This is a genomic window from Streptomyces sp. AC558_RSS880 (assembly GCF_019049255.1).
In the GTDB taxonomy this organism is placed as follows: Bacteria; Actinomycetota; Actinomycetes; order Streptomycetales; family Streptomycetaceae; genus Streptomyces.
Genome location: NZ_JAGMUJ010000081.1, coordinates 1 through 17,288, shown reverse-complemented (window position 1 = coordinate 17,288; position 17,288 = coordinate 1). Strand labels below are relative to the sequence as shown.

Below are 17,288 nucleotides of genomic sequence, written 5' to 3'. Positions count from 1 at the left end.
TCAGCCCCTCCGGCGTTTGAGGACGAGGCCGTTCAGGCCGAAGGGGGTCTGGGAGCGCTGCCCCCGGAGATCAGGAGTCCGTCTGGTCCTGCGCGGACATCCGAGCGGACAGCGCGCCGTTGAAGCGCGTCAGGAGCGTGCAGAACGCCTCACGTTCCTCCGCGTCCCAGTCCTGGGTCAGTTCGGCCATCAACTGGCGGCGGGAGGAGCGCACTTCCTCCAGGCGCGACTGCCCGCGCGGGGACAGCTGGAGCACGACCGCGCGTCCGTCCTCGGGGTGCGAGGTCCGTTTGACCAGGCCGGTGTCCACGAGCGGGGCGACCTGCCGGGTGACCGTCGAGGAGTCGATGCCCATGCTCGAGGCGAGCGCCTTGACGCCCATCGGGCCTTCTTTGTCGAGGCGGTTGAGCAGCAGGTACGCGGCACGGTCCATCGAGTTGCGCACCTGGCCGACCCCGCCCAGACGCGTCTGTTCGGCACGGCGTGCGAACAATGCCACCTCGTGCTGCAGCGTGTCGAGAAGACCGGTGTCACCGACGGCCGTCAGGTCCGTCCTCATGTCCATCGACATATCAGGTGTTGTGGGCATGGCCGGGGGCTCACTTCGTGGAGGGCTGCTAATTGGGGGACAGGGTACGCGGCCGGACGACGGCCCGTACCGGCGCTGCGCAAAGCCGAGTCCGCGGGTTGGTCACACCGGCCGCCGCCGGAGGCGAACTGCGATCCTGGAGTCATGAGCTACAGCACGGCCGAACACCTGCGGACCGTCACCCTCGACGACGTGCGCGGCGCCCAGAAGATGCTCTCGGGCGTGGCACGGACGACCGCGCTGGAGGGCAGCAGGCACCTGTCCCGGCGGGTGGGCGCGCCGGTGCACCTGAAGTGCGAGAACCTGCAGCGGACGGGGTCGTTCAAACTGCGCGGCGCGTACGTCCGGATCGCCGGGCTGCTGCCCGAGGAGCGGGCCGCCGGTGTCGTCGCGGCGAGCGCCGGCAACCACGCGCAGGGTGTCGCGCTGGCGTCCTCGCTGCTCGGGGTGCGGTCCACGGTGTTCATGCCGAAGGGCGCCCCGCTGCCGAAGATCAGCGCGACCCGGGAGTACGGCGCCGAGGTGCGCCTGCAGGGCCAGGTGGTCGACGAGACGCTGGCCGCGGCGACGGAGTACGCGCACGAGACGGGCGCCGTGTTCATCCACCCCTTCGACCACCCGGACGTCATCGCGGGCCAGGGCACGGTGGGCCTGGAGATCCTGGACCAGTGCCCCGAGGTGCGCACGATCGTCGTCGGGATCGGCGGGGGCGGGCTGGCCGCCGGGATCGCGGTCGCGGTGAAGGCGCTGCGGCCCGACGTGCGGATCGTCGGCGTGCAGGCGGCGGGCGCGGCGGCGTACCCGCCCTCGCTGGCGGCCGGGCGTCCGGTGTCGGTGCGCGACCCGGCGACGATGGCCGACGGGATCAAGGTGGGACGGCCCGGTGACGTGCCGTTCGGGATCGTCGGCGAGCTGGTGGACGAGGTGTGCACGGTCACCGAGGACGAGTTGTCGGCCGCGCTGCTGCTGTGCCTGGAGCGGGCCAAGCTGGTCGTCGAGCCGGCCGGGGCGAGCCCGGTCGCGGCGCTGCTGAGCCGGCCCGGGGCCTTCGAGGGACCGGTCGTCGCGGTGCTGTCCGGCGGCAACGTGGACCCGGTGCTGATGGAGCGGGTGCTGCGGCACGGCATGGCCGCGCAGGGCCGCTACCTGGCCGTACGGCTGCGCCTGACGGACCGGCCGGGCGCGCTCGCGTCGCTGCTGGGGGCGCTGTCGGTGGCCGACGCCAACGTCCTCGACGTGAGCCACGTACGGACCGACCCCCGGCTCGGGCTCACGGAGGCGGAGGTCGAGCTGCACCTGGAGACCAAGGGCCCGGAGCACTGCGCGGAGGTCGAACGGGCCCTGCGCGAGGCGGGTTACACGGTCATGGACTGACGCCCGACGCGGCGTCACTCCTTCGGGTAAGTCCATTGTGAGACGCGATACATCGCGTTATGGTGTTTCTCTCGCCGCCGGGTGCCGTCGCCCGTCCCGCCGCCCGCGCCCGGCGAAAAACCTCAGCGCGCCGGAGCGCGCAAACCTAGGCTTTCCGAAGAATCACAACGACGTGGAGACTGATATGCCAGGCGCCATCCATGCCGAAGGCTTAGTGAAGACCTTCGGGAACGTAAGGGCGCTGGACGGCGTCGACCTCGATGTCCCCGAGGGCACCGTCCTGGGCCTGCTCGGGCCGAACGGCGCGGGCAAGACCACCACCGTCCGCTGCCTGACCACCCTGCTGCGGCCCGACAGCGGCAGGGCGGTCGTCGCCGGCCTCGACGTGCTGAAGCAACCCGACGCCGTACGCCGCTCCATCGGCCTGTCCGGCCAGTTCGCCGCCGTCGACGAGTACCTGACCGGCCGCGAGAACCTGCAGATGGTCGGACAGCTCTACCAGATGAAGGCGAAGGCGGCGAAGGCCCGCGCGGACGAACTGCTGGAGCAGTTCAACCTCGCGGACGCCGCAGACCGCACCGCCAAGACCTACTCCGGAGGCATGCGCCGCCGGCTCGACCTCGCCGCCGCCCTGGTCGTCTCGCCGCCCGTGATGTTCATGGACGAGCCGACGACCGGCCTCGACCCGCGCAACCGCCAGCAGTTGTGGGAAGTGATCAAACAGCTGGTCTCCGGCGGTACGACGCTGCTGCTCACCACCCAGTACCTGGAGGAGGCCGACCACCTGGCCCACGACATCGCGGTCGTCGACCACGGCCGGGTCATCGCCCAGGGCACCTCCGACCAGCTCAAGGCCCGCACCGGCGGCGAGCGCGTCGAGGTCGTGGTGCACGAGCGCGAGCACATCCGGGCCGCCTCCGCCCTCCTCGACAAGTACAGCCTGCGCGGCGCCGGCCAGGGCGACACGACGGTCGAGGACCACATGCGCAAGATCACCACACCGGTCTCCGGCGGCGCGAAGCTCCTCGCCGAGATCATCCGCGACCTCGACACCGAAGGCATCGAGATCGACGACATCGGTCTGCGCCGCCCCACCCTCGACGACGTCTTCCTCTCCCTCACCGGCCATGTCGCGGAGGCCGGGGCCGAGAACGAGGACAGCAAGGAGGCCGCGAAGTGAGCGCCGTCACCGACGCCGTCCGGGTCACGGCCCCCGGCAACCCCATCGGCCGGTCGATCCGGGACTCCCTGGTCGTCGCCAAGCGCAATCTGATCCGCATGGCCCGGATTCCCGAAGTGGTGATCTTCGGGCTCATCCAGCCCATCATGTTCGTGGTGCTGTTCTCGTACGTGTTCGGCGGGTCCATGGACATCGGCGGCAGTACGAGTCCGCAGGTCTACCGCGAGTTCCTGATGGCCGGCATCTTCGCGCAGACCGTCACCTTCGCCACCGCCGGCGCCGGGGCGGGCATCGCCGAGGACATGCACAAGGGGCTCATCGACCGCTTCCGCTCCCTGCCCATGGCGCGCGGCGCGGTGCTCACCGGTCGCACCCTCGCCGACATGGTGCAGACGGCGCTCACCCTGCTGGTGCTCGCCGTCGTCGCCCTCCTGGTCGGCTGGCGCACCCACACCAGCGTCGGCGAGGTGCTCGGCGCGTTCGCCCTGCTCCTCCTGGCCGGGTACGCGTTCACCTGGATCGGCGCGCTCATCGGCCTGTCGGTGCGCACCCCGGAGGCGGCCACCTCCGGCGGACTGGTCTGGCTCTTCCCGGTGACCTTCGTGTCGAACGCGTTCGTGGACTCCAGCAACATGACGCCCTGGCTGCGCCACATCGCCGACTGGAACCCGTTCAGCGCCACCGTGCAGGCCTGCCGCGAGCTCTTCGGCAACCCCGGGGTCTCCACCTCGGACGCCTGGCCCATGCAGCACCCGGTGTGGGCGTCGCTGATCTACTCGATTCTGATCATCGCGTTCTTCCGGACGCTCGCCGTGCGCAAGTACCGCTCGGCGGCGGCATGACGAAGCCCCCGGCACCACAGGGGTGCCGGGGGCCCGTCGGGGACTCGCGGGGGCGGGTCAGCCGGTGTACGGCTTCGCCTCCAGGATCTTCACCGAGGCCTTCTTGCCGTTCGGCAGCTCGTACTCCGCGTCCTCGCCGATCTTGTGGCCGATGACGCCCGAGCCGAGCGGGGACTGCGGCGAGTAGGTCTCGATGTCGGCGCTCGCGTACTCGCGGGAGGCGAGCAGGAAAGACAGGGTGTCGTCCTCGTCGCCGTCAAAGGCGATCGTCACGACCATGCCGGGCGCCACGACACCGTCGGCCGCCGGGGCCTCGCCGACCTTGGCGTTCTCGAGGAGCTGGGTGAGCTGGCGTACACGGAGCTCCTGCTTGCCCTGCTCCTCCTTGGCCGCGTGGTACCCGCCGTTCTCCCGCAGGTCGCCCTCCTCGCGCGCGGCGGCGATCTTGGCGGCGATCTCCGTGCGCGCGGGACCAGTAAGGTACTCAAGCTCGTCCTTGAGCTTGTTGTACGCCTCCTGGGTCAGCCAGGTGACGTTCTCGCTGGTCTGGGTCACAGGTGCTCCTCGTAGGTGCTGGGAATACAAAGCATCGCCCTCTCTGAAGGATGTTCCTTCAGGGATGGGCGAAACCACGAGCCTAACAATTGAGTGCCCGTAGGGGGAGGACATAAGCCACCAGACTCATGTCAGCGCAGGTCAGTGGCCAGGTATTCCCCGTGGTGTCAGTCCGTGTGGCAGCCGACGAGCTCGGCCGAGGTGCCCCGCGAGGTGGTGCGGAGCGTGACGACCTCGTCGACGCGCGTGGCGTCCTCGTCGAAGCGGAAGTCGGCGCGGCCCACCTCGGCGCCGTCCTCGGCCTGGGAGCGGACCGTGCAGTAGCCGGCGGTCCCCGCGTCCTTGTGCACCTCCAGGTGCACCTTCACCGAGTCCTCGGCGGTGTCGAAACCGATCACCTCGGCGCTGATCTCGTTCTGGACGACGTGGTGGTAGCCGAACCAGCCGATCAGCGCGAGCATCAGCACCGACAGCACGGCGCCGACGGCCTTGAGGGTGCGGTCGGCCTGCTGGTCGGAGGAGCGGCCGTAACGGCCCTCGGGCAGCCGCGCGCTCGGCGTACTCATGATCGTCTCCTCGGCAGGAGGGAACCGGTGTCCCTTGGCAGGCCCCGGAGTGGAAAACCCCGGAATTATTCGTCCCCCGATTCGGTCACTATAGAAGCCTGCTACTGCGCCGCCGCACTGAGGGCGCCGACCGACTTGAGGATTGAGTCTTGACTGACCAGCTGCGACTGATGGCCGTGCACGCCCACCCCGACGACGAGTCGAGCAAGGGCGCGGCCACCATGGCGAAGTACGTGTCCGAGGGGGTGGACGTGCTGGTGGTGACCTGCACGGGCGGGGAGCGCGGCTCCATCCTCAACCCGAAACTGCAGGGCGACGCCTACATCGAGGAGCACATCCACGAGGTGCGCAGGAAGGAGATGGACGAGGCCCGGGAGATCCTGGGCGTGAAGCAGGAGTGGCTCGGGTTCGTCGACTCCGGGCTGCCCGAGGGCGACCCGCTGCCGCCGCTGCCGGAGGGCTGCTTCGCCCTGGAGGACGTCGACAAGGCGGCCGGTGAGCTGGTGCGGAAGATCCGCTCCTTCCGTCCCCAGGTGATCACCACCTATGACGAGAACGGCGGCTACCCGCACCCCGACCACATCATGACCCACAAGATCACGATGGTGGCGTTCGAGGGCGCGGCGGACACCGAGAAGTACCCGGAGGGCGAGTACGGCCCGGCGTACCAGCCGCTGAAGGTGTACTACAACCAGGGCTTCAACCGTCCCCGCACCGAGGCGCTGCACCAGGCGATGCTGGACCGCGGCCTGGAGTCGCCGTACGGGGACTGGCTGAAGCGCTGGAGCGAGTTCGAGCGCAAGGAGCGCACGCTCACCACGCACGTGCCGTGCGCCGACTTCTTCGAGATCCGTGACAAGGCGCTGATCGCGCACGCGACGCAGATCGACCCCGACGGGGGCTGGTTCCGGGTGCCGATGGACCTCCAGCGGGAGGTCTGGCCGACGGAGGAGTACGAGCTCGCGAAGTCGCTCGTCGATACGTCCCTCCCCGAGGACGACCTCTTCGCGGGCATCCGGGACAATGCCTGACATGAGCGCAAGCGCAAGCCTGGCAATGACCCACCTGGTGCCTCTGGCCAAGGAACTCGACGAGGACAAGGTGACCCCCGGTGTCCTCGGGTTCATCGTGTTCGCGGTGATGGCTCTGGCGGTGTGGGCCCTGATGAAGTCCATGAACCGGCACATGGGCCGCGTCGACTTCGTCGAGTCCGAGGGACCCGGGGCGGAGAAGGCGGAGGCGGCGGCCGCCGCGGAGAAGCGGGGCTGAGCGTTGTACGGCCCTCCGGAGGCGCTGGAGGGCCGTACGGTCGTGTGAGTCCGGGCGCCCGGTGTTGGTGTGGGGCGGGGGGTGTTCGCGCGGCCCGGCGCTCGCGGGGTGCCTCCCCCACCGCCCACCCGTGCCGCCCCAGCGGCACGACTGCCCGCGGATTGCGTGGGTGGCTACGCCTTTTCGTTCACCGGTACGCCCATCACCTCGCGGGCGTGGCGGCTCGGGACCATGCCCAGGTGCCAGGCCTGCCAGCCGGCCTCCAGGCTGACGCCCCGCTCCAGGAGGAGCTGGTACGCCTCCACGCAGTCGGCCAGTTTTCCGTCGCGCAAGTCGTGGCCGGCCCGGCCCAGCCGGGACAGCTCCTCCTGCGCCACCGCCGTACCGACCTCCGTGCCGCCCGGCGCCGCGTACGGCAGCAGCGTGCAGCGCAGGAAGCGCGCCCAGTCCTCGCCGCGCCGGTCGCCGTACGACACGAACAGGGACACCGCCTCGTCGCACAGCGCCAGCGCCTGCTGCGTGCGCGCGTTGCCCGCGTCGACGACCGCCAGCTCCAGGCAGGTCCACGCCTCGCCGTGCGCCACCCCGATGCGCTGGAAGTCGGCGCGCGCGTCCACGAGGAGCTGCCGGGCGAACCCGGAGTTCCGCAGCGACCCCGTCCGGGCGGCCCGCTGGTCGCGGGTCACCCGCGCCGAGTGGTGCCGGGCGCAGGCCAGGCCGTACACGTCCCGCATCCGGGAGAACATCGTGCGGGCGCGTTCCAGCTCCCGCACCGCCCGGTCCAGGTCGCCGGTCTCCTCCAGCGCCTGGCCCAGGTAGTACAGCGTCCACGCCTCACCGCGCACGTCCTCGTTGTCCCGGTGCCGGGCGGCGGCCCGGCGCAGGTCCTCCACCGCCGGTGAGGCGTCCCCGTCGACCAGCCGGGCCCGCGCCAGCTCGGTCAGCGCCCATGCCTCACCGCGGGCGTCGCGGGTACGGCCGTACAGCTCCAGGGCGGTGCGCAGCTCGGTCTCGGCGCGCGGGACGTCGCCCCTGCGCAGGTTCAGCTGGCCCAGCTGGAAGTGCGCCCACGCCTGCCCGTGCACGGACTCGCCCGCGCGGTGCAGCACCAGCGACTCGGTCAGCAGGTCCAGCGCCTCGGCCAGCCGGGCCCGGTCCCGCTCGACCGCCGCCAGCGCGTGCATCGTCCAGGCGCGGTCCGTGGCCAGCTCGGGCGCGGCCTGCAGGTCCAGCGCCTCCCGCAGTCTCGCCGACGCCTCCGTCAGATTGCCCTGGTGGTGCAGCGTGATCCCGAGCGAGGTCAGCGCCCGCGCCGCCCCCGCGTCGTGCTGCGACTCCCGGTACAGGTCCACCACCGACGTCAGTGTGGTCCGCGCCGTGTCCAGCTCGCCCAGCTGCCGTGCCGCGATGCCCGTGCGCCACTGCACCGAGCGCACCAGCAGCCCCTCGTCCACGGCCTGCGCCAGCTCGTTGATCTCACCCAGCCGGTACAGGTCGCCGCGCAGCAGGCAGTAGTCGCACAGCGCGCCGAGCAGGTTCAGCACCGCCCGCCGGTCGACGCCCTCCGCGTGCCGCAGCGCCGCCGTGATGAAGCTCGACTCGTCGTCCAGCCAGCGCAGCGCCTCGTCCAGCGAGGTGAAGCCGTACGGGCTGAAGCGGTCCGAGCGGGTCGACATGTTGCCGTCGACCAGCCGCAGCACCGAGTCGGCCAGCTCGGCGTAGTTCACGATCAGCCGTTCCTGCGCCGCGGTGCGCTCGGCGGGGTCCTCCTCGTCGAGGAGGCGGGCGAGGGCGAAGGCGCGGACGAGGTCGTGCAGCCGGTAGCGGCTGTGCCGGACGCGGTCGATCAGGCCGGCGCGGTTCAGGGCGACCAGGTGCCGGGTCGCCTCCGCCTCGTCGGTGGCGAGGAGGGCCGCGGCCGCGGCGGCGCCCAGCGAGGCCCGGCCGGCCAGCGCCAGCCGCCGCAGCAGCCGCCGCAGGGTCTCCGGCTGGTCGGTGTAGCGCAGCCACAGGGCGCGCTCGACCGGCTCGACGGGCCCGTAGGCGGCCAGGTCGGTGGCGAGCGCGAGGGGCGAGCGCGGACCGAGGGCCGCGCCGGCGGCCCGCAGCGCCAGCGGCAGCCCTCCGCACAGCTCCCGCACCCGCTCGGTGGACTCGGCGTCGTAGGGCCCCGAGGAGTCCTGCGCGGCGGCCGTCAGCAGCTCCTCCGCACCCGCGGGGTCCAGCGGCTCCACCGGCAGCTGGTACACCCGGGCCGGCAGATCGTCCGGCAGCCCGAGCGGCGCGCGGGAGGTGACGAGGACGAGGCTGTCGGACCGTTCCGGGATCAGCGTGCGGACCTGCTGCGGATCGGAGGCGTCGTCCAGGACGATCGTGACCGGCATCCCGGTCAGATGCTGGTGGTACAACTCGCTCAGCCGCTTGACCTGCTGGTCGGGGGAGGACCGCTCGCGGAACAGCAGCTGCTCGCGCGGCGCTCCGAGCCGGTTCAGCAGGTGCAGCAGCGCGTCCCGGGTGGACAGCGGGGGCTCGCCCGGGCCGTCGCCGCGCAGGTCGACGACACAGGCCCCGCGGAAGTGGTCCTTCAGGTCGTGCGCGGCGCGCACCGCGAGCGTCGTACGGCCGCTGCCGGGCGCCCCGTGCAGCACGACCACCGTCGGCCGGGTCTCCGTGGTCGCGCGGGCCGCCCGCACCCACTGCCGGATCCGCGCCATCTCCTGCCGCCGCCCCGCGAACAATCCCAGCGGCTCCGGCAGTTGCCCGAACGACTGCTCCAGCACGCTCCGCCCGCGGGCCGCCGCGCTCTTGTCCGCGCCGCGCAGCCGGGGCCCCGTCTGCTTCGGCCCGGTGGACGCGGCCAGCACCCGCTGCTGGTCCAGGAACGGCCGGATCCCCCGCACCTCCAGTGCCGTCAGCCACTGCAGCCGCAGCTGTTCCGGCCCGCCCGGCTGGCTCACCGCACCGGCCCGGTGGTGCGCGGCGGGCACGTGCGCGCCCGCCACCTTCACCACCGTCGCCGCCGCGCCGACGACCCCGACGGTCACGCCCGCGCCCAGCGCCGTCCCGGTGCCCGTCCCCAGCGCCATGTCGGCGACCACGGCCGCGACCCCCGCCACCCCGGCCACCAGCAGCGGGGTCCCGGCGCCCTCGCGGGCGTAACGCTGCCGGAAGGTGAGCTGCCCGGCCTCCGCCTCGTCCAGGGCGCGCGTGTACGCCTCGTACTCCTCGGCCGCCGTCCGCACCATCGCGTCCAGTGCCCCGCGCGCCCGCGCGAGCAGCACCCTGCCGTCGGTGCGCCCGCCCGATCTGCGCACCTCCTCCTCCACGGCCCGCGCCAACAGCCGCTCGGCGTCCGCCCGTTGACTGTCCCGCATGACATGTCCCCCTCCGGCGGCGACTCCTTTGCGTACGAGTGTGCTTCGGGCGGGGCGTCAGCGCGAGGGGGCGACGATCAGTGCCGGGACGGGAGGGGCGGGAACGGCGCCCCTCTCACGGCGACTTGCCCGCACGGACCGGCCCATCGGGGACGGGTTTGGCGGGCGCGGCGGTCGGCGACTCCGAAGCGTGTGCTTCCGGGCTCAGGGTGATGGAGTCGGGCAGCCTGTACCCGAGCTCCGTCAAGCGGGTGACGATGGCGTGCGGGGTGCGCGCCGTGACGCGGGCGGCTCGCAGGACGTGGGCGGGCTGGACCGGATCGTCGTGGTCGAGCCAGGGAGCCCTCGAATCCAGGTCGGCGCTGATGAGGAGAAGATCCTCCGGTTCCGGCAGCGGCACATGAGTGGCCGGCACGTGGTGGCCGAGTGCGGTCAGGCGGGCCTTGATGTGGTCGACGGTGCTTTCCGTCCGGTCGGCGGCCTGGACGATGTGAGCGGGGTGCACCGGTTTGTCGGGATCGAGCCAAGGGACTTGCCCGTCCAGGTTGCGGCTGAGGATGCGGAGGTCGTCCCGTCCGAAGTCCGGCACGTGAGTGGCCGGCGCGTGGTGGCCGAGTGCGGTCAGGCGGGCCTTGATGTGGTCGACGGTGCTTTCCGTCCGGTCGGCGGCCCGGATGACGTGAGCGATGTGCACCGGCTTGTCGGGGTCGAGCCAAGGTGAGGCTTCGTCCGCGTTCTGGCTGATGATGCGGAGGTCGTCCTTCTGGAGGCTCGGCAGGGGTGGGGCGGGGGTGTTGAAGCCGAGTTCTCTCAGGCGGGCGGCGATCTCGTCGGGGCTGTGTCCGACAGCGGTGGCGGCTTGGGTGATGTGAGCGATGCTGACGGTGCTGTCGGGTTCGAGCCAGGGGGCCTCTGCGTCCAGGTCACGGCTGATGATGCGGAGGTCGTCCTCTTGGGGGTTCGGCAGGGGTGGGGCGGGGGTGTTGAAGCCGAGTTCTCTCAGGCGGGCGGCGATCTCGTCGGGGCTGTGTCCGACAGCGGTGGCGGCTCGGATGATGTGAGCGATGCTGACGGTGCTGTCGGGTTCGAGCCAGGGGGCGCGTGTGTCCAGGTCATGGCTGATGATGCGGAGGTCGTCCTCTTGGGGGTTCGGCAGGGGTGGGGCGGGGGTGCTGAAGCCGAGTTCTCTCAGACGAGCGGCGACCTCCTCGGGGCTTTTTCCCAGCCTGTCCGCCGCCTGTGAGATCAGCCCGATACTCGCCACGGATTGGTAGAAGAACATCAACTCGACCCAGGACCAAATATCACGAGAGGGCCTCCATGTCGGTGCCAGCACGTAAACGTCGGAGGGTACCGGGAGTGTCGAAGAGGGAGGAGCAGAGGCAACGAACCCTGGAAAGAAACCAGATCTCGTCAAAGCCTTTACCCTGAACTCGGTGACACCTCTCAGGTTGGGGGTGGGAACCCTTCTCGGAGGGACGTTCTCCCAATTTGCCAGAGAGTCGTCCCCCGCGAAGTATCCGCATTCGGTGATGTCCACCTCCCGGCCTGCGATCCTCCACGGCGCGAAGCGAGCACGCACCGCTTCGGCGAAGATGTCGTCGGCCAGCCCCGGGCTTTCGTGGAGGACCTGTGCCAGCCAGTCATGCCGCAACACGGTGTCCCCCGCGGCGAGCAGGCTGGGAATCTCCTGGCGCAGCAGTCGTTCGATCTCCGCGGTGTCCGGGGCGATGATCCGTCGCCGGTCCACGGTCAGGCGTGGTGTGTGCCTGCCGGACAGGTTGACCACCGCCCCGAAACGGTGCTCACCCGCCCACAGGCCGTCGGCCAGTACCGCGCCGTTGGTGTTGCACCACCACACCGCTGGTGTGGAACCGGCGACTGTGACCGTCCCCTCTTCGCGAACGGCTCCCGGTTGGTGGGGATCGGACGCGCCCGCGGGGGCCGCGTCGCAGAGGGTCTTCGCTTTCCAGATCTGCGTCTGCCCCCGGTCGTCGCTTGCCGTGACGTCGAAGTCGGACAGCCACAGGATGCGGCGCAGCACGTCCACGCAGGACGTGACGTCGGACGAGCGGAGCCTGAGCCGGACGCTGGTGTAGGGGTCGGCGCAGCGTTCCAGCCGCTGGATGCGGAACAGCGAGCCGGGGCCGGCGATCTCCACGCTGAGATGCTCGCCCGGCAGCCCGTCGGGCGTGAGGCGGCAGGTGGTGACGGTGATGTCGTCGGCCAGCATGAAATAACTGAGTACACCCACCCCGAATTGACTGTTCGGGTACATGAAGATGTTCTTCTCTCGCCACCTGGCCTTCTCCTCGATGTATTCCGGAAGGTTCGTGAACCGCATTCCGGCATGCGAGAAAAGGTCCCGTAGTTCGATCTCCCCCATGCCGATTCCGTTGTCACGGCACTCCAGGTAGGGGCCCTTCTCGTCGACGCCCTGGGTGAAGGTGATCCTCCCGTCGTACGGTGCCATCTGGGAGCCGGTGGCGCGTAGGTACGCCGTACGTGCTTCCCGGTAACGGCATGCGTCCAGGGCGTTCTGGTACAGCTCCCGGATGGCGAGAGCGGGATCTCCGTAGAGCTCCTCGCCCATCAGCAGTTCCTGGATACGGTCGTCGGCCAGCCGGAAACGCAGTTCGGTCGACTCGTAGGCCGCGCGGCCGTGGGCCTCGGCCGCGGGCGTCACCCGGTCGGCGGTGACGTGCGACGGGAGGTTGCGCAGCAGCGTCGGCCGCCCCTCGTCGCCGGTGCTGATGTCGATCCGGGCCAGCAGCGTGTCCAGGGCGGCTGCGTGGTGGCGCAGCCCCAGGTCGACGGCGAGGTGGTGGCAGGTGGCGCTCAGAATCCGGGTCCTGCCGTTCGGTTCCCACCGGAAGCCGTCCAGGGTGCGGTGCAGGTCGTGGAGGTCCACGGCGTAGCCGATGCCGATGTGGTCCGCCACCACGTCGGGCAGGGCGATCGGGTCGATGGCGAAGAGGTGGGCGATGCGCAGCAGCTCCGCGAGCTGCTGCGCCCGGACCAGCTGTGCGGTTTCCGCCGCTCCCACGCCCCGGGGCGTGGCAGCGGATTTCTCGGGCTGTCCGGGGAACTGAGGCGCGCGCAGGAGCTGGGCGATCAGTGAGGGCTCCAGCACGTCCTCGATGAGCCGCTTCTCCCTCGGGGAGCGCTTGCCCAGGGGGACCGCGAGCCGGTCCAGCAGAGTCTCGACGGAGGTGGGTTCATAGAGCCTGGCCTGCCGGGCGAGCCAGCGGTGGAAGAGCCACCAGCCGATCGCGTGGGATGCGTCGCGGTCTTTGCAGCGCAGTGCCCGGCGCACCAGTCGCGGCTGGCTCTGGAGGAAGCGCTCGTAACTCTGCCGGGCCGGGGACGTGCTCTGCGCGTCGAGGGCCGTGGGGTCGAGCGCGCTGTACTGGCTCGCATTGTGGTGCCAGAACGCGGCGTGTAGGTACGGATGCGTGACGAGCAGGAAGATCTCGGCGGCGGAGAGTTCCAGCTCCTCGGGGCGCAGGCTGCTGTCGAGCAGTAGGCTGTCGGTCCACTCCGCCAGCCGGTCGGTGAAGGATGGCGAGTGCCACGGATCACCGGTGAGCGCCCCGTTCTCCCGTACCGCCGCGATGGCGGCCCGGCCGACGAGTGCGGTCGCGGTGTCGCGCAGGAGGGATAATCCGCGCTCGTCCGACGCGTAGTTCCACAAGGGGTGATCACGCGTCGCCGTCACCCACTCGTGCTCCTCGGACGGCTCCGCCGCCCCGTACCCGAGGATGTCGTCCGGCGCTCCCGTGTACGCGCGGTTCCGGGCGAGCACGATCTGGTGACCGAGGTCGCGCGTGCTCATCCTGGGCTGCGGGACGCGCAGGCCGTCGACCTCCCTGCCGTGCAGTCTGTGATGCAGCGCGTTGAAGACGTCGGTCATGGTGAGGTCGGGCAGGTGCTCGCCCCGGCGCCCGCCGGTCAGCTCGCCGCTGAGCCCTTCACGCAGCAGCCCGGTCAGTTCCAGGGTGAAGACACTGCCGTCCGGCAGGCACAGGGAACGCTCCGTCTCCGCCGCCGAGGTGAGGACGCAGGCACCGGTGATCTCCATGTCCAGCTGCGTCGGGGTCTGCTCGTCCGCCATGGACAGCGCCCGGCCGCTGAAGCAGCAGTCGATGACGACCACCTTCCGCTGGGCGGCCGACCCCGAGACGAGATCCCGGATGTCGTTGTACTTCACCGAGTGGTAGGGGCGCTTTCCGCTGGACTCCCGCGTGGCGAGGAGGAACGAGCGGTCCCGGCCGCCGAAGTGCCCGTGACCCGCGTAGTAGACCAGCAGGAGGTCGGTGGCCTCCTGCGCGGCGTCGTGCAAGGCGTCCAGCAGTTGCTGCTGCGTTCCGTCGGGCGGTACGACGGTGCAGTCCTCCTCCGCCAATCCGCCGACGTCCGTGCTGGTCAGCAGGGTGTGCAGGGCCGGCACATTGTGCTGGACGCCGTCGAGCCGGGTCAGCTCGGTGAAGTCGTGGACGCCGAACAGCACCGCCCGCGACCGGCCGGTGCCGGTGGTCACTCGTCCGCTCCCTCGGGCCGGGTGCCGTTCAGGCGGCGCAGCAGGTCCGCCAGTTCCTCCGCGGAGAGATGGCCGATGTCCACCGTGCTGTCCCCGTGCACCAGGCGCTGAGCGCCCGCCCCTCCGCCCTGGGCGTTCCCGGGCGGCTCGTCGCGCTTCACGGAGCGCCAGGTCGCATAGGCGAGAGCGAAGTTCGCGATGTCCATCGCACTGCCCAGTACGACGTCCAGCGCCTCCAGCACCCCCATCGTGGGGCCGTGGCCACCGACCGTGGCGACCGGCACCCCGGCGGTGCCCGGGTCGTCGGCCAGCCACGACTGAAGGTCGACCAGCGCTTCCTCGTCGCCGTCCGCCAGAATGTGAAACCTCATCCCCCACCGTCCCGCGCAGATGAACGTGCAACCGCCGTTGTGAGCTTAGCGACGGTGGTGCCCGCCACCACCGGTTTGCGCAGGTTCGGGACGACGGACGATCGCCTGCGCGTCTCCGCGGCCGGGGTGCGCGAGTATGGAGGTATGGCGAACCGACTTGCGCAGGCCACGTCCCCCTATCTCCTCCAGCACGCCGACAACCCCGTCGACTGGTGGTCCTGGTCCGAGGAGGCGTTCGCCGAGGCGCGGCGGCGCGATGTGCCGGTGCTGCTGAGCGTCGGCTACTCGAGCTGCCACTGGTGCCATGTGATGGCGCGCGAGTCCTTCGAGGACCAGGCCACCGCCGACGACATGAACGCGCACTTCGTCAGCGTCAAGGTGGACCGCGAGGAGCGCCCGGACGTGGACGCCGTCTACATGGAGGCGGTGCAGGCGGCGACCGGGCAGGGCGGCTGGCCCATGACCGTGTTCCTCACCCCGGACGCCGAGCCGTTCTACTTCGGTACGTACTTCCCGCCCGCCCCCCGGCACGGCATGCCGTCCTTCCGGCAGGTGCTCCAGGGCGTCCACCAGGCGTGGGACGAGCGGCGCGGCGAGGTCGACGAGGTGGCGGGGAAGATCACCCGGGACCTGGCCGGCCGGGAGCTGTCCTACGGCGACGACCGGCTGCCCGGCGAGCAGGAGCTCGCGCAGGCGCTGCTCGGGCTGACCCGCGAGTACGACCCGCAGCGCGGCGGGTTCGGCGGGGCGCCGAAGTTCCCGCCGTCCATGGTGATCGAGTTCCTGCTGCGCCACCACGCCCGCACCGGCGCCGAGGGCGCGCTGCAGATGGCGCAGGACACCTGTGAGCGCATGGCGCGCGGCGGGATCTACGACCAGCTCGGCGGCGGCTTCGCGCGCTACTCCGTGGACCGGGACTGGGTGGTGCCGCACTTCGAGAAGATGCTCTACGACAACGCGCTGCTGTGCCGGGTCTACGCCCACCTGTGGCGGACCACCGGCTCGGAGCTCGCCCGCCGGGTGGCGCTGGAGACCGCCGACTTCATGGTGCGCGAACTGCGCACGCCCGAGGGCGGGTTCGCGTCCGCGCTGGACGCCGACAGCGACGACGGCACGGGGCGCCATGTCGAGGGCGCGTATTACGTCTGGACGCCCGCGCAGCTGCGCGAGGTCCTCGGGGAGGAGGACGCGGAACTCGCCGCGCGGTACTTCGGGGTGACCGTGGAGGGCACCTTCGAGGAGGGCGCCTCGGTGCTGCAACTCCCGCAGCGGGACGAGGTGTTCGACGCCGGGCGGATCGACGGCATCAGGGATCGGCTGCTCGCGGCGCGTTCCGCGCGGCCCGCGCCCGGCCGGGACGACAAGGTGGTCGCCGCCTGGAACGGGCTGGCGATCGCCGCGCTCGCGGAGACCGGCGCCTACTTCGGCCGGCCGGACCTGACGGAGGCCGCCGTCGCCGCCGGTGACCTGCTGGTCCGGCTGCACCTGGACGACCGGGCCCGGATCGCCCGCACCAGCAAGGACGGCCGGGTGGGCGCCAACGCGGGGGTGCTGGAGGACTACGCCGATGTCGCCGAGGGCTTCCTGGCGCTGGCGTCGGTGACGGGGGAGGGGGTGTGGCTGGAGTTCGCCGGACTGCTGCTCGACCATGTGCTCGCCCGCTTCGCCGACCCGGAGTCGGGCGCCCTGTACGACACGGCGTCCGACGCGGAGCGGCTCATCCGGCGGCCGCAGGACCCGACCGACAACGCCGCCCCGTCCGGCTGGACCGCCGCCGCGGGCGCCCTGCTGAGCTATGCCGCGCACACCGGTTCCGAGCCGCACCGCATCGCCGCCGAACGGGCGCTGGGCGTGGTGAAGGCGCTCGGCCCGCGGGTCCCGCGGTTCATCGGGTGGGGGCTCGCGGTCGCCGAGGCCGTACTGGACGGGCCGCGGGAGGTCGCGGTGGTCGGTCCGGCGCTCGACGACCCGGCCACGACCGACCTGCACCGCACGGCGCTCCTGTGTTCCGCGCCCGGCGCGGTGGTCGCCGTCGGGTCGCCGGGGAGTGACGAGTTCCCGCTGCTCGCCGACCGCCCGCTGGTCCAGGGCGAACCGGCCGCCTATGTCTGCCGCAACTTCACCTGTGACGCGCCGACGACCGATTCCGACCGGCTGCGGGTGGCGCTGGGCGGCTGAACCGGCGGCCGTACCGGCCGCCCGCCGCACCCGGACGAGAACGGTCCGGCGGTGCGCCGAGCCCCCCACGAGGGCGCGGGGCCGTACCGGTACGCGGCTCCGCCACGCGGGCGCGACCAGCCGCGTCGGGCCCGCGGCTCTCCGCGGCGGACCGTGGTTCCCCGCGCCGGACCTGCGGTTCCTTGCGGCGGGCCGTGGTTTCCCGCGCCGGACCTGCGGTTCCTTGCGGCGGGCCGTGGTTCCCCGCGCCGGACCTGCGGTTCCTTGCGGCGGGCCGTGGTTCCCCGCGCCGGACCTGCGGTTCCTTGCGGCGGGCCGTGGTTCCCCGCGCCGGACCTGCGGTTCCTTGCGTCGGGCCGTGGTTCCCCGCGCCGGACCTGCGGTTCCTTGCGGCGGGCCGTGGTTCCCCGCGCCGGACCTGCGGTTCCTTGCGGCGGACCGTGGTTCCCC

Annotated in this window: 12 protein-coding genes; 6 read left to right on the top strand and 6 right to left on the bottom strand. The window is 71.5% G+C overall.

The features are described from left to right. Nucleotides 1–70 precede the first annotated feature (70 nt). Nucleotides 71–559 (bottom strand): MarR family winged helix-turn-helix transcriptional regulator, encoded by a 489-nt coding sequence (locus tag KUM38_RS24290; RefSeq protein WP_217131559.1) that lies wholly within the window; start codon nucleotides 557–559, stop codon nucleotides 71–73. Nucleotides 560–733: 174 nt separating this feature from the next. Here KUM38_RS24290 and ilvA point away from each other — a divergent pair, with 174 nt between their 5' ends. From ilvA to KUM38_RS24275, 3 genes are all read left to right on the top strand, one after another. Continuing rightward, on the top strand, nucleotides 734–1,963 hold the full coding sequence (gene ilvA, locus KUM38_RS24285; RefSeq protein ID WP_217131558.1) for a threonine ammonia-lyase: 1,230 nt from the start codon (nucleotides 734–736) through the stop codon (nucleotides 1,961–1,963). A gap of 184 nt (nucleotides 1,964–2,147) precedes the next feature. Beyond that, a complete protein-coding gene (locus KUM38_RS24280) occupies nucleotides 2,148–3,143 on the top strand; it encodes an ATP-binding cassette domain-containing protein (RefSeq protein ID WP_217131557.1) in 996 nt (331 codons plus the stop codon). Beyond that, complete coding sequence (locus KUM38_RS24275; protein WP_217131556.1) at nucleotides 3,140–3,985, top strand: ABC transporter permease; 846 nt, start codon at nucleotides 3,140–3,142, stop codon at nucleotides 3,983–3,985. The genes KUM38_RS24280 and KUM38_RS24275 overlap by 4 nt, the downstream gene beginning before the upstream one ends. A gap of 57 nt (nucleotides 3,986–4,042) precedes the next feature. Here KUM38_RS24275 and greA read toward each other — a convergent pair whose 3' ends face one another. Together greA and KUM38_RS24265 are read right to left on the bottom strand one after the other, a co-directional pair. Beyond that, nucleotides 4,043–4,540 (bottom strand): transcription elongation factor GreA, encoded by a 498-nt coding sequence (gene greA, locus KUM38_RS24270; RefSeq protein ID WP_217131555.1) that lies wholly within the window; start codon nucleotides 4,538–4,540, stop codon nucleotides 4,043–4,045. A gap of 167 nt (nucleotides 4,541–4,707) precedes the next feature. After that, nucleotides 4,708–5,106, bottom strand: a complete 399-nt coding sequence (locus KUM38_RS24265; RefSeq protein ID WP_217131554.1) for a DUF4307 domain-containing protein — start codon at nucleotides 5,104–5,106, stop codon at nucleotides 4,708–4,710. Nucleotides 5,107–5,255: 149 nt separating this feature from the next. Between KUM38_RS24265 and mca the strand changes: the two genes are divergently transcribed. After that, the gene (gene mca / locus KUM38_RS24260) at nucleotides 5,256–6,137 is read left to right on the top strand and encodes a mycothiol conjugate amidase Mca (RefSeq protein WP_217131553.1); all 882 of its coding nucleotides are present in this window, start codon (nucleotides 5,256–5,258) and stop codon (nucleotides 6,135–6,137) included. Then, complete coding sequence (locus tag KUM38_RS24255) at nucleotides 6,130–6,375, top strand: hypothetical protein (protein WP_217131552.1); 246 nt, start codon at nucleotides 6,130–6,132, stop codon at nucleotides 6,373–6,375. The genes mca and KUM38_RS24255 overlap by 8 nt, the downstream gene beginning before the upstream one ends. 173 nt (nucleotides 6,376–6,548) lie before the next feature. On the opposite strand, the gene KUM38_RS24250 is transcribed toward KUM38_RS24255, so the two are convergent. From KUM38_RS24250 to KUM38_RS24240, 3 genes are all read right to left on the bottom strand, one after another. Next, nucleotides 6,549–9,749 carry a tetratricopeptide repeat protein gene (locus KUM38_RS24250; protein WP_217131551.1) on the bottom strand — a complete coding sequence of 1,067 codons (3,201 nt, stop codon included), beginning with the start codon at nucleotides 9,747–9,749 and terminating at the stop codon, nucleotides 6,549–6,551. 115 nt (nucleotides 9,750–9,864) lie between these two features. Then, on the bottom strand, nucleotides 9,865–14,289 hold the full coding sequence (locus KUM38_RS24245) for a caspase family protein (RefSeq protein WP_217131550.1): 4,425 nt from the start codon (nucleotides 14,287–14,289) through the stop codon (nucleotides 9,865–9,867). Next, complete coding sequence (locus KUM38_RS24240; protein ID WP_217131549.1) at nucleotides 14,286–14,660, bottom strand: hypothetical protein; 375 nt, start codon at nucleotides 14,658–14,660, stop codon at nucleotides 14,286–14,288. Before KUM38_RS24240 ends, KUM38_RS24245 begins: the two co-directional genes overlap by 4 nt. Nucleotides 14,661–14,804: 144 nt before the next feature. Here KUM38_RS24240 and KUM38_RS24235 point away from each other — a divergent pair, with 144 nt between their 5' ends. Then, entirely contained in the window at nucleotides 14,805–16,838 is a 2,034-nt protein-coding gene (locus KUM38_RS24235) for a thioredoxin domain-containing protein (RefSeq protein ID WP_217131548.1), read from the top strand. Nucleotides 16,839–17,288: the final 450 nt, after the last annotated feature.